This window comes from Bradyrhizobium genomosp. I (2014), assembly GCF_000261685.1.
Lineage (GTDB): Bacteria > Pseudomonadota > Alphaproteobacteria > Rhizobiales > Xanthobacteraceae > Bradyrhizobium.
In genome coordinates this window covers 1-12,039 of the sequence record NZ_AJQE01000156.1, presented here as the reverse complement: position 1 = coordinate 12,039, position 12,039 = coordinate 1, and the positions used below count along the sequence as shown (strand labels likewise).

Here is a 12,039-nt window from a genome sequence, read left to right as displayed (position 1 = left end):
GGCTGCCGCCGCCGCACTCAGCCTCGATTGGACACGGGCCCAGGCGCAAGCCGAGAATTTGCGCATCGGCCTGATCTACGACCTCACCGGCCCGTTCGCCGCCGGCGGCTCGGTCGCCTCCTCGATCGGCGCACAGATCGCGATCGATCTCGTCAACGAGAAGGGCGGTATCGGCGGCAAGACCAAGGTTGTTCCAGTCGCCGCGGATTCCCAGAGCAAGCCCGACGTTGCGATCAACGAGGCCGAACGCCTGATCAGCCAGGAGAAGATCGACATCCTCAACGGCGTCTATGCGAGCTCGCATGCGGTGCCGCTCGCGGCCAAGGTCGAGCAGCAGAAGAAGATCCTCTGGATCACGACCGCGGTCTCGACCGCCGTGTTCAAGGACAAGAACCTGCAATACGTGTTTCGCGCGCAAATCCATTCGGATCAATACGGGCAGGCCTTTGCAAGCTTCATCAACGAGCATGCGAAAGCCAAGCTCGGCATGGACCCCAAGGACGTCAAGGTCGCGCTGATCCACGAGGACGGTCCCTACGGCGTCGGCGTCGCCACGGCCGACGAAGCCTATGCCAAGCAGGCCGGCATCCAGGTCGTGCTGCGTGAAGGCTACTCGGCCTCGGCGCCCGACCTCTCAGTGCTCGTCACGAAGATCAAGCGCGCCAAGGCCGACGTGATCTCGCATGCCGGCTACAACCCTGATATCACCCTGTTCCTGCGCCAGGCGCGCGAGAGCGGCCTGCGCTTCAAGATGCTGTTCGGGGCCGGCGCCGGCTACAGCCAACTCGACAAGCTGCGCGCGACTTTCGGGGCCGATATCGACAATTTCTGCAACATCGACCCGGTGCCGGCGCAGCTGCTCGATCCCGCCAAGCTCGCGCCGGGCATGGGCGATCTGATCAAGACCATGGTCTCGCGCTACCAGGCCAAGACCGGCGCCACCGACGTGCCGCCACACTGCTCGATGGGCTTCAACCAGACCTGGGTGCTGCTCAACAACGTGCTGCCGGTGGCCAAGGAGAAGTACGGCAGCTTCGAGCCCGAGGCTGTCCGCAAAGCGGCGCTCGACGTCGACATTCCCGCCGGCGGCACCATCCAGGGTTACGGCGTCAAGTTCTTCCCGCCGGGCACGCCGCTCTCCGGCCAGAACGAACGCTCGACGCCGGTGGTGATGCAGAACGCGGGCGAGCATATCTCGGTGGTGTGGCCGACCAACATCAGGACAAAGGACCCGGTATTCCCGCTGCCGAAGGGCTCGACCTACGGGGCATAGGGGGCGGCGCGCTGCATTCTCCCCCTCCAGGGCAGGGTAAGAGAAGCGCGCCCCTACAGCACAACCCTTCTCCCCTCCTCCGCCGCCCAATAGCCGGCGTAGTTCACCTTGATCGTCTCATAGGCGAGCGCGAGGTCCGACAGCGGCTGTCGTCCGGTCGCGACGCATTCCATGAAATCCTGGATCTCCTGGAGATAGCCGCGCGTCCATTCCTCCTCGAGACAGACATATTGCCAGCCGGTCTTGCGGTCGACTTTTTCGGTGATGTAGACGCCCGCGAGCTTTTCCTCGCTGGTCTGATAGCTCATCAGATGCGTGTTCGGGGTGATGTTGGCGACCAGCGAGCCGCCACTCGTATAGGTCTCGATCAGATTGCGCACGCCGCCCATGATCATGTCGCCGGAGAATACGGTGGCCTTGGTGCCGTCGGAGAAGGTCGCCGTGAGCGTGCCCCAATCCTCGACGTCGACGGGATTGGCCTTGATGTAGCTGCGCTCTTCGGGCTTGAGGCCGGCTGTGACGTTGCCGACGTCGCAAGTGACGCTGGCGACGCGGATGCTCTCGCCGCGCGCCTTGGCCTCCACCTGCTTGAGATAGAGCACGGCCGAGAGCGGGTGGCAGCCCATGCGGATCAGCGAGCCGCCGCCGGTCATCGCCCATTGCGCGGCATGGGCCGCGTGCGAGCCGGAATGGCTTTCCTCGCCCTTCATGAACAGGATCTTGTCCCTGGTCGCCTTGATGATCTCCGCGGTCTTGGTCACCGCCGGCGCGTAGATCCAGTCCTCGGCATACATGAAGAGTCTTCCCGTCCGCTCGATCGCGGCGCGCGTCGCGTCCATCTCTTCCAGCACGCGCTCATACATCAGCGCCTTCGGCACGTGCTTGCCGATCGGCTGCTCGTCGCCCTCGCGGCCGAAATAGCCAGCGAAAGGCTTTTCGCAGATCACATGCTTGCCGGCCTGCATCGCGCCGACGATCATCCCGGCATGAAGACTGGGCGGCGTGCAGATGTCGACGACGTCGATATCTGCGTCCGCGATCAGATCGGCGAAGCTGCGATGGACGCGCGGGATGTCGTGCCGATCAGCGAACTCAACGACGTGGTCGCCACGCGCCGCAACCGCTACGACCACGACGTCCACGCCGTAGACGCGCCGGAACGCATACATGTGCAGCTCCGACACGAAGCCGCAGCCGACGAGTCCCACCCTTATCCTGGCCATGGCGCCCCCCTTTGCTTTGGGGCGGCACTATAGCGCGCTCAGACGCCTATTCCACCGAGACCCGCACCACGCCCGCGCTCATCATGCCGAGCGCGCGGGCGGCCGGCACCGAGAGATCGACGATGCGCCCGCGGATGAAGGGACCGCGATCGTTGACGCGGCATTGGATCGTGCGCCCGCTATAGGACACCCTAAGCACGCTGCCGAACGGGCGCGTGCGATGGGCGCAAGTCAACTCGCCGCCTCTGCCGGCCTTCCCGTATCCGTAATAGGAGGCGAGCCCGCTTTCGGCATTTGCAACGGACATGAAGGCAAGAGACGAAGTTACGAGACCAAGCAATAGTGTTGGCTGCGCTCGCACGGCACCGCTCCCCGGTTGGCCTGCCCGGCGCTGCAACGTCGCTTTGTTCCCAAAGGTTCCTGGAAGATCGCCGGTCGATGGGCGGCGGTGCCATCACACATTGTTACCGTTCGTGAAGAACCAGCCTGCAACCAGCCTGCGGACTTCGATGCTCTGCATCTGCCGAACGGGCCTCGGTCAAATCGATTCTTATTCTCGCCCAACGAAACTCACCGCGCGGACCAGCGCGAGATCAGATATGGCACGACGAAAGACACCGAGATGCGCGGGGCTTCGCCTCAAGCCCGGCCCACCTGCATCTCGCTGCAATCGTGCTCACGCATCCAATATGCACGAGCCTGATCGTGTGGCTCTCGTTCTAGCCGCGCGGTGCTCACCATCTGCGGTAATAGTGACGGCGATAGACCCGGTACGGCCGGTAATAGCCATAGCTGTAATACGGGCGATAGGGCCGATAATATCGCGGATAGACGTAGCCCGGCCCGTAGCCATAGCCGTAATACGCCGGGGCATAACCATAGCCGTAGCCCGGATACCCATAGCCGCCATAGTAGGGGCCGCCATAATAGCCGTAGGGGGCGCCGGCCGCGAGGGCGCCGCCGATGATCGCGCCGGCGGCGAAACCACCAAGACCCCATCCCCATCCGCCGCCACGCCAATGCACCTGCGCGACATTGTCGCCGGCCGCAGCCTTCATCGTCGCGACGTTGGTCGGCATCGGGCCCGCCGCGGCCTGCCCGATCTGGACCGCCATGACCACGCCGGCCAGCGAACAGACAATTGCCATCTTCCAGATCCTCATCGTCTTACTCCCTGTCTGACCTTTCGCTTGGAAAAGGATCGCAGCATCATGATCGGGCATCGTTGCGCCAAGTCAAAGCCTGGAATTTGCGTGCACCGCACAAGACGCGTGCCTCCGTTCTGATCAACCGGTGCCCGGCGAAGGCCAACGACCTCGCCGCGTGTGACACCGGCGCGACGGCGGCTGAGGCCCGATCATCCGGAAAGCATTAAGCTTCCCGTGCATTCGCAACCAACAACCACCTTCACGATTTACTATTCGTGCCATTACTATCGGTTCCAATGTGCGCGGCCGGGGGAGGCTTCTCGCGAGCGCCAGAGTTGTGGGAGGATGACATGAGTGCCGCGAGACCCGAGCCGCTTGCCCGTCAGGCGCTGGCATTCGTCCTGGCTGGCGGTCGCGGCAGCCGGCTCCTGGAGCTGACCGACCGGCGCGCCAAGCCCGCGGTCTATTTCGGCGGCAAGTCCCGCATCATCGATTTCGCGCTGTCGAACGCGGTGAACTCGGGCATTCGCCGGATCGCGGTCGCGACCCAATACAAGGCGCACAGCCTGATCCGCCATCTCCAGATGGGCTGGAACTTCTTCCGCCCCGAACGCAACGAGAGTTTCGACATCCTCCCCGCCAGCCAGCGCGTCTCCGAGACCATGTGGTACGTCGGCACGGCGGACGCAGTCTACCAGAACATCGACATCATCGAATCCCACGCCTGCCGCTTCATCGTGGTGCTGGCCGGCGACCACATCTACAAGATGGACTACGAGGTGATGCTGCGCCAGCACGTCGAGAGCGGCGCCGACGTCACCGTTGGTTGCCTTGAGATGCCGCGGGCGGAATCCTCGGGCTTCGGCATCATGCATGTCGACGAGAACGGCTGGATCCAGTCGTTCCTGGAGAAGCCGAAGGATCCGCCGCCGATGCCGGGCAAGCCGGAGGTCTCGCTCGCCAGCATGGGCATCTACGTATTCGACGCAAAATTTCTGTTCGACCAGCTCAAGCGCGACGCCGAGGATCCGAACTCGAACCACGATTTCGGCAAGGACATCATCCCCTACGTCGTCAAGAACGGACGCGCGATGGCGCACCAGTACTCGACCTCCTGCGTCCGCTCCGGCAGCGACGAGCGCGCCTATTGGCGCGACGTCGGCACGGTCGATGCCTATTGGGCCGCCAATATCGACCTCACCGACGTCGTGCCGGAGCTCGACCTGTTCGACCGCGCCTGGCCGATCTGGTCCTATGCCGAGATCACGCCGCCCGCGAAATTCGTCCACGACGAGGAGAGCCGGCGCGGCCAGGCGGTGAGCTCGCTGGTCTCCGGTGGCTGCATCATCTCCGGCGCATCGCTGCGCCGCTCGTTGCTGTTCACCGGCGTGCGCATCAACTCCTTCGCCAATGTCGAGAACGCCGTGATCATGCCCTATGTGAATGTCGGTCGCGGTGCCCGCTTGAGGAACGTCGTGATCGACCGCGGCGTCGAGATCCCGGAGGGTCTCGTCGTCGGCGAGGATCCCGAGTTCGACGGCAAGCGTTTCCGCACCACCGAGCAGGGCATCTCGCTGATCACCCAGCCGATGATCGACAGGCTCAATACATGACGCCTGTTCGCGTCCTCGCGGTCGCCTCTGAAGTCTATCCCCTCGTCAAGACCGGCGGCCTTGCGGATGTCGCCGGCGCGCTGCCGGTTGCGCTGAAGGCGCATGGCGTCGAGATGCGGACCTTGATGCCCGGCTATCCCGACGTGATGCGCCTGATGTCGGGGGCAGAGGAGCTCCGGCGCTGGCCGGATTATTTCGGCGGCCCCGGACGGCTGCTGGCGGGCTCGTATGAGGGGCTCGACCTGTTCGTGCTAGACGTGCCGCATCTCTATGCGCGGCCCGGCAACCCCTATGTCACCGCCGAGGACATCGACTGGCCGGACAACGGCGTGCGCTTCGCGGCGCTGTCGCGCATCGCCGCCGATATCGGCCATGGCCTCGTTCCGGCCTTCGTGCCCGACATCGTGCACGCGCACGATTGGCAGGCGGGGCTCGCGCCGGCCTATCTGCACTACGACGATCGTCCGCGGCCCGGCACCGTGATGACCATTCACAACATGGCCTACCAGGGCAGGTTCGCGCGCGAGCTGATCGGTGCGATCGGCCTGCCCTGGGATGCGTTCAACGTTCAGGCCCTGGAATATTTCGGCGGCATCAGCTTCCTGAAGGCGGGCTTGCGATTCGCCGATCGCATCACCACGGTATCGCCGACCTACGCGAAGGAAATCCAGAGCGACGAAGGCGGCATGGGGCTCGGTGGTCTGCTTCGCGAGCGGTCCGGCGTGCTGAGCGGCATCCTCAACGGCGTCGACATATCGGTGTGGAATCCGCAAGGAGATCCGCACCTCGCCTACCGCTTCGGCGCGGAGGACCTGACGTTCCGGGCCGCGAACAAGGCGGTGCTGCAGCAGCAGTTCAACCTCGATTCCTCCGACGAGGCGCCGCTGCTCGGCGTCATCAGCCGGCTGTCCTGGCAGAAAGGGCTCGATCTCCTGCTCGAGGCCATTCCGACCATCCTGGGCGAAGGCATGCAGCTCGCACTGCTCGGCAGCGGCGACCGCGATCTGCAGGACCGCTATCAGGCCGCGGCCCGCGCCAATCCCGGCCGCATCGGCGTCGTGATCGGCTATGACGAAATCCTGGCGCATCTGGTCCAGGCCGGCTCGGACGCCCTCGTCGTTCCTTCGCGGTTCGAGCCGTGCGGCCTGACCCAGCTCTGCGCGCTGCGCTATGGCGCCGTGCCGATCGTGTCCCGCGTCGGCGGCCTCGAAGACACCATCGTCGATATCGGCGAAGCCGATGCGTCCGGCCACGATGCCACGGGATTCAAATTCGCTCCTGTGACGGTGGATGCCCTCGCCGGCACGCTGCGCAAGGCCAACATCGTCTTCCACGACAAGCCGACCTGGCGCCGGCTGCAACGAAGCGGGCTTGCGACCGACGTCTCCTGGCGCAACCGCGCCGGCGACTATGCCGCGCTGTATCGCGATGTCATGGCGACGCGGGCCTAGAGCGTTGGCGGAACGAAAGAGGCTCCAGGCATAACCATCGTCGAATCCATGCTATAGAAACGGCATGGAACCCCTCGTGATCAAGCTCATCGGCTTTGCCGCCGCCACCTGCACCACCGTGGCCTACGCGCCGCAGGCCATCAAGGTGTGGAAGACGCGCTCCACCGGCGACATCTCGCTCGGCATGTTCCTGGTCATGGTGCTGGGCTTGGCGCTCTGGCTCGTCTACGGCCTCCTCAGCGGAGATGCGCCGCTGGTCGCCGCCAACGCCATCACCATGCTGCTCGCCGGCGGCATTCTGTTCATGAAGCTGAAATACGGGTGAGGACGACCCTGTCCCCTTGTGGGAGAAGGAAGCGTCACCCGCCGAACACATACGACGCCATCGCCACGTTCGCGACCTCGTCGACGAAGACACGGCGTCCGACGTCGCTGCCGGCAGCACCAGCAGCCACCATCAGCGGCAGCAGATGGTCCTCGCGCGGATGCGCAAGACGCGCGCTGGGCGCGCTCTCCCAGGCAATCAGCATCGCATTGCGACGCGCCGCATCGGGACTGCTGATCGCCTCGTTCAGATAGGCCTCGAAGTCGTACGAGACCGGCTTGGACTCCGGCCGGTTGAAGCCGCGCATGTTGTGATAGGTCAGCCCGCTGCCGACGATCAGGATACCTTCGTCGCGCAGCGAGGCGATGGCCTGTCCCATCTTGACGTGCTCGGCCGCATCGTAGGTCGATTTCAGCGAGAGCAGCACGATCGGCATGTCGGCGTTCGGATACATCAGCCCGAGCGGAACGAAAGTGCCGTGATCGAAACCCTGGTTGGGATCCTCCCGGCAATCGAGGCCCGCGCGCGCGAGCAGCGCCTTCGCTTGCGCAGCGAGCTCCGGCTTGCCCGGCGCCGGATATTTGAGGTGGTAGGTATGCTCGGGGAAACCGTAATAGTCGTAGACCATCGGCGGATGCGGCGAGGTGGACACGGTGAAGGCATCGGCCTCCCAATGTCCGGTGATGACGAGCACAGCCTTCGGTCTCTCGGGGAGAAGCTGCGGCAGACGACCGAACGCCTCGGCGGTCCTGGCATATTGCACGCGCCTGTCCTCCATGAAGGGCCAGGGGCCGCCGCCATGCGACAGGAAGAGGGTCGGAAATCTCGTCATGGGGCTCGTCTCGTTGACAACGGGCGCGTGCGAACTGTCCGCACGATCGGCGGCGAGCATAGGCAAAGCAGCATGGTTAGCAAGTCGTTAACGATTTGCCGCTCAGAATCCCCGGTGTGGCCGAAGCAGTCGGCCTGAAGACAAGTGAGACGTGAGATGAGGAAGTTTGCGCTGGGGGACGTCGTCAACAGTGACAAGGGCCGCCGCGGCGTCGTCCGCGCCGCCTTCAAGTCCAGGGAAGGCCGGCAGTTCTACGCCGTCGAGAAGGACGGCGCGATGGACTATCTGGAAGAAGACCGGCTGACGCCGGCACCCCGCGTGGAGCTCGCGGCTTAGATCCAACTCAATTCCTGCCCTCACCTGCGAGCCGATCCAGACGTTCCGCGATGGGGTCGTCTCCGCTCGCGATGCGATCGTTCGTGATCAGCAGCAGGCGATCGCCGCTGGCCGCGTCCCAGCGCGGCAGGTCGGGTCCGTTGGGATCGCCGGTCCTCGCGAAATTGATCCAGTAGGCGCGCACGCGGCTTGCGACCGCGCGATCACGTCGCGACAGGATGCCCGCGCCGGGAACGCCTTCCGCACCGAAGATGAACTGCAACTCCCGCTCGTGGCCAGCTTCCGGATTTGCGCGCCGGGCCTCCGGCACATAGGCGAAGCGATAGCGAAACGTCGGCGCACCACTTGCGACATGCAGGCGAGCCAGCAATCGCACCGGCTCCGAGAAGACCTTGTCGGTGTAGAACCTTGCCGCGAGATCCGAAGGTCTGGCGAGGTCCGGATAGAGCTTACGCAGTTCGCTGCTGGGAATGCCGGACGACGCGAGCTCCTTCTTGATATCGACCTCATCGTCCAGGCCCGTCTCGTCGTCGTTCGAGCCGATGATCAGGGGAATGCGGCTTTGACGTCCGGCCGCAAAGCCTGGCGCAAGGTCCTCGGCTACCAGACGTCCATCCATCATCGGCGCGAAGCTGCGGGGCGATTTCTCGAGCAGTTGCTTTTCGGCGGCAAGCAGGCGCCGCGGCTCGGCCGAGCGCAAATCTTCCTTCGGTCCAAGCGCGGCCACGAACTGCCGGCCCACCGCTTCCGCCTCCTGCGCCGGGCGCAGGCGCGCGCGGCCGGGCACCGATTGCAGAATGGCTTTCTGGAACAAACCACGCGTTTGCGCAGACAGCATCAGAAGCGCGATCGACGTCGCGCCTGCGCCACTGCCAAACAAGGTGACGTTGTTAGGATCGCCACCGAACGCCGCGATGTTGTCGTGAACCCAATGCAGCGCGGCGACCTGGTCCATCAGGCCGTAGTTGCCGGAGCCGCCTTCCGACGAAGCGGGATCAACGAGCCAGCCAAGCGCACCGAGGCGATAATTGGCGGTCACCACGATGAGGCCGGCCTGCGCCAGCCTGGCGCCGTCGAACCGAAGATCGTTCGCGGTGCCGCTGACGAAGCCGCCGCCATGGATGAACATCATCACCGGCAGCGGACCGTCGACCCCGAAAGGACGGAACACGTTCAGCGTGAGACAGTCTTCGCTCGCATCAGGCAGCGCCGGCTGAAGGCACGGCGCGCCGTACTCGTAGGCGGTGCGCATCTCCGAACTTTCCGGCGTCGGCTGCGGCGGGCGCCAGCGCAGCGCGCCGACCGGCGGCGCCGCGTAGGTCAGTCCCTTGAAAGACGCCACCTCGCCTTCCACGGCACCGAGCATCTGTCCTTCACGCGTCAGCGCGAATGGAAACTGTCCGACCGACTGAGCCACAGCCGATCGTACGCAACACAGGACTGCGGAAGCCGCAACAAGTGCAAGCAAGGACCGCATCTTCGAAGGGTCTCGATCAAGGGCTGACGGCAGGTTATGTCGAGGGCCGTCAGCGAGGCAAGCCTCGCGCCCGCACTAGCTGCCTTTGTGCATCAACTCCGCCAGTGCGCGCCGAGCGACGATGCCGAGTTCGCCGAGCGTGGAGTGGCCGGACTGCGCCGCCTCGATCAGGCGCTCGGCGATGAATCTGCGGCTGTCGTGATCGCCGCCGTGCGGCAATTGGCGGCACGTCTCCTCCAGGACGACGTCCATGTTCGCCTTGGTTCGCTCACTAAACTCTGTCATGGCGCCCAGTCAGTACGCGTGGCTTGTAAGCGCAAGCATACACAGAAGGATGTGGTCTGATTACCCCGGACAATCCCGGCGATTGTGCATCGCGGTGCGTGCATTGGCGCAATGTTCGCCCAGCCACGATGACGCCGCAAGCGACTACCGAAGATTGCACTTGCTCTGATGACAAGCCGGGCCTGCAGCGTTAGCCTGCCGGCAAAACAAGATACACGGGAGGAATGCCATGCCTGACGCGATGGTCGCCGCACGTGAGTCCAAGGCGGCAAGTGGAACAGCCCGGCAGGTCGATGTTGCCGTGGTCGGCGCCGGATTTGCCGGGCTCTATCTCCTGCATCGCCTGCGCAAGGCCGGCTTCTCGGCGGTCGCCCTCGAAGAGGCCGACGATGTCGGCGGCACCTGGTACTGGAACCGCTATCCGGGGGCGCGCTGCGACATCCAGACCATCGATTACAGCTACACCTTCGATCCGGAACTCGAGACGGCCTGGAGCTGGTCGGAGAAATACGCGACCCAGCCCGAGATCCTGCGCTATCTCGGCTTCGTCGCCGATCGCTACGATCTCAGGCGCGACATCCGCTTCAAGTCCAAGGTCACCGAAGCCAGATGGGATGAAGCGTCCGAGCGCTGGCAGCTCACCATCGACAACGGCCCTCCGGTCTCCTGCCGCCATTACATCATGGCCACCGGCTGCCTCTCCGCGCCGAAGCCGCCGGAGATCGACGGCGTCAAGGACTTCAAGGGCGAGGTCTATTTCACCGGCCGCTGGCCGCATGACGGCGTCAATCTCGCCGGAAAGCGCATCGCCGTGATCGGCACGGGCTCGTCGGCGATCCAGTCGATCCCGCTGATCGCCGAGCAGGCCGCGCATCTGACCGTGTTCCAGCGCACGCCGAATTTCGCGCTGCCCGCGCATAACGGCCCCGCTCCCTCCGACCGCACGGGCCTGCTGCAGGGCGACCGCGCTGCCTATCGCGAGCAGGCGCGCCAGTCGATGGCCGGCGTGCCCTATCCGCAGCAGACCGCCGTGAGCTGGCAGCTCACCGACGCCGAACGCCGCGTACGGTTCGAGGAGGCCTGGGGCAAGGGCGATCTCGTCTATATCCTGACGCAGCTATGGGCCGACCAGGCCGTCGACGTCGACGGCAACCGGATCGTCCAGGACCTGATCCGCGAGAAGATCCGCGCCGCCGTCAAGGATCCCGAGACCGCCGCGGCGCTCACGCCGCATGACCATCCTTTCGGCGCCAAGCGGCCGTGTCTCGATACCAACTATTATGCGACCTACAATCGACCGAACGTCACGCTGGTCAATCTGCGCCAGGAGCCGATAAAGGCGATCACCGCAAGCGGCATAACCACCGACAGGCGCAGCTTCGACCTCGATGTCATCGTGTTCGCGACCGGCTTCGACGCAATGACCGGCGCGATCCGCGCCGTGCATCCGATCACCGGGCGCGGCGGCAAGTCGCTAACTGACGTCTGGGCGCAGGGACCGCAGACCTATCTCGGACTCACGGTCGAGGGCTTCCCGAACTTCTTCATGATCACCGGCCCCGGCAGCCCGTCGGTGCTGTCGAACATGGCGGTGTCGATCGAGCAGCATGTCGACTGGGTGGTCGATCGCCTGGCCGCGCTGCGTGATGCCGGGTTCACCACGATCGAGCCGACCGAGACGGCGCAGGCCGGCTGGAACAGGCACATGGCCGACTGTTCGATGCTGACGCTGCACCGGCTCGCCAACACCTGGTACACCGGCGCCAACGTGCCCGGCAAGGTGCAGGGCCTGATGCCCTATACCGGCGGCGTCGGTCCCTATCGCAGCATCTGTGACGAAGTCGTCAGTCGCGGCATGCTCGGCTTCAGGCTCACCGGCCCCAATGGCGCCGTGCAGTGCAATGACGGCGAGGTGGTGCGACTGCAGCCAGACGTGCGCCTGGTGCTGAACCTGCTCGCAACGCTCAACCTGCCGCCGATCGAGTCGATGGGCGCGGAAGGCGCGCGCGCCTTCGTCACCGAGTTCAACAAGAGCCGCCCGGCAGGACGGCCAATCGGCGAGATCGTCGACGGCAC

12 protein-coding genes are annotated in these 12,039 nt (G+C 64.8%); 6 read left to right on the top strand and 6 right to left on the bottom strand.

Annotated elements, in window-relative coordinates:
- On the top strand, positions 1-1,273 hold a 1,273-nt coding region (locus IC50_RS15040), incomplete at its 5' end, for an ABC transporter substrate-binding protein (RefSeq protein ID WP_035705823.1).
- A 53-nt stretch (positions 1,274-1,326) separates the two neighbouring features.
- Here IC50_RS15040 and IC50_RS15035 read toward each other — a convergent pair.
- From IC50_RS15035 to IC50_RS15025, 3 genes are all read right to left on the bottom strand, one after another.
- Entirely contained in the window at positions 1,327-2,496 is a 1,170-nt protein-coding gene (locus IC50_RS15035) for a Gfo/Idh/MocA family protein (protein WP_035705817.1), read from the bottom strand.
- 46 nt (positions 2,497-2,542) lie between these two features.
- Entirely contained in the window at positions 2,543-2,857 is a 315-nt protein-coding gene (locus tag IC50_RS15030) for a septal ring lytic transglycosylase RlpA family protein (RefSeq protein ID WP_035705814.1), read from the bottom strand.
- Positions 2,858-3,230: 373 nt separating this feature from the next.
- A complete protein-coding gene (locus IC50_RS15025) occupies positions 3,231-3,659 on the bottom strand; it encodes a hypothetical protein (RefSeq protein WP_035705811.1) in 429 nt (142 codons plus the stop codon).
- A 335-nt stretch (positions 3,660-3,994) separates the two neighbouring features.
- Here IC50_RS15025 and glgC point away from each other — a divergent pair, with 335 nt between their 5' ends.
- The 3 genes from glgC to IC50_RS15010 all read left to right on the top strand — a co-directional run bounded on the left by glgC (position 3,995) and on the right by IC50_RS15010 (position 7,033).
- On the top strand, positions 3,995-5,257 hold the full coding sequence (gene glgC, locus IC50_RS15020; RefSeq protein WP_035705808.1) for a glucose-1-phosphate adenylyltransferase: 1,263 nt from the start codon (positions 3,995-3,997) through the stop codon (positions 5,255-5,257).
- A complete protein-coding gene (gene glgA / locus IC50_RS15015; RefSeq protein ID WP_035705805.1) occupies positions 5,254-6,708 on the top strand; it encodes a glycogen synthase GlgA in 1,455 nt (484 codons plus the stop codon). Before glgC ends, glgA begins: the two co-directional genes overlap by 4 nt.
- Before the next feature lie 64 nt (positions 6,709-6,772).
- The gene (locus IC50_RS15010; RefSeq protein ID WP_035705801.1) at positions 6,773-7,033 is read left to right on the top strand and encodes a SemiSWEET transporter; all 261 of its coding nucleotides are present in this window, start codon (positions 6,773-6,775) and stop codon (positions 7,031-7,033) included.
- Positions 7,034-7,067: 34 nt separating this feature from the next.
- Here the strand turns inward: IC50_RS15010 and IC50_RS15005 are convergent, their stop codons facing one another.
- Positions 7,068-7,865 carry a DODA-type extradiol aromatic ring-opening family dioxygenase gene (locus tag IC50_RS15005; RefSeq protein WP_035705820.1) on the bottom strand — a complete coding sequence of 266 codons (798 nt, stop codon included), beginning with the start codon at positions 7,863-7,865 and terminating at the stop codon, positions 7,068-7,070.
- 156 nt (positions 7,866-8,021) lie between these two features.
- On the opposite strand from IC50_RS15005, the gene IC50_RS15000 reads away from it, so the two are divergent.
- Entirely contained in the window at positions 8,022-8,201 is a 180-nt protein-coding gene (locus tag IC50_RS15000) for a hypothetical protein (RefSeq protein WP_035705797.1), read from the top strand.
- A gap of 7 nt (positions 8,202-8,208) precedes the next feature.
- Here IC50_RS15000 and IC50_RS14995 read toward each other — a convergent pair whose 3' ends face one another.
- A complete protein-coding gene (locus tag IC50_RS14995) occupies positions 8,209-9,678 on the bottom strand; it encodes a carboxylesterase/lipase family protein (RefSeq protein ID WP_035705794.1) in 1,470 nt (489 codons plus the stop codon).
- A 75-nt stretch (positions 9,679-9,753) separates the two neighbouring features.
- Positions 9,754-9,963 (bottom strand): hypothetical protein, encoded by a 210-nt coding sequence (locus IC50_RS14990; RefSeq protein ID WP_050991007.1) that lies wholly within the window; start codon positions 9,961-9,963, stop codon positions 9,754-9,756.
- Positions 9,964-10,192: 229 nt separating this feature from the next.
- Here IC50_RS14990 and IC50_RS14985 point away from each other — a divergent pair.
- The coding region (locus IC50_RS14985; RefSeq protein WP_035705788.1) for a flavin-containing monooxygenase at positions 10,193-12,039 on the top strand (1,847 nt) is incomplete at its 3' end.

Bases quoted from the DNA above. Each gene is read 5' to 3' on its own strand.
- glgA (WP_035705805.1), top strand. From the start codon at position 5,254: ATGACGCCTGTTCGCGTCCTCGCGGTCGCCTCTGAAGTCTATCCCCTC.
- IC50_RS15035 (WP_035705817.1), bottom strand. From the start codon at position 2,496: ATGGCCAGGATAAGGGTGGGACTCGTCGGCTGCGGCTTCGTGTCGGAG.
- IC50_RS15025 (WP_035705811.1), bottom strand. From the start codon at position 3,659: ATGAGGATCTGGAAGATGGCAATTGTCTGTTCGCTGGCCGGCGTGGTC.
- IC50_RS14990 (WP_050991007.1), bottom strand. From the start codon at position 9,963: ATGACAGAGTTTAGTGAGCGAACCAAGGCGAACATGGACGTCGTCCTG.
- IC50_RS15000 (WP_035705797.1), top strand. From the start codon at position 8,022: ATGAGGAAGTTTGCGCTGGGGGACGTCGTCAACAGTGACAAGGGCCGC.
- IC50_RS15005 (WP_035705820.1), bottom strand. From the start codon at position 7,865: ATGACGAGATTTCCGACCCTCTTCCTGTCGCATGGCGGCGGCCCCTGG.
- IC50_RS15010 (WP_035705801.1), top strand. From the start codon at position 6,773: ATGGAACCCCTCGTGATCAAGCTCATCGGCTTTGCCGCCGCCACCTGC.
- IC50_RS14995 (WP_035705794.1), bottom strand. From the start codon at position 9,678: ATGCGGTCCTTGCTTGCACTTGTTGCGGCTTCCGCAGTCCTGTGTTGC.
- glgC (WP_035705808.1), top strand. From the start codon at position 3,995: ATGAGTGCCGCGAGACCCGAGCCGCTTGCCCGTCAGGCGCTGGCATTC.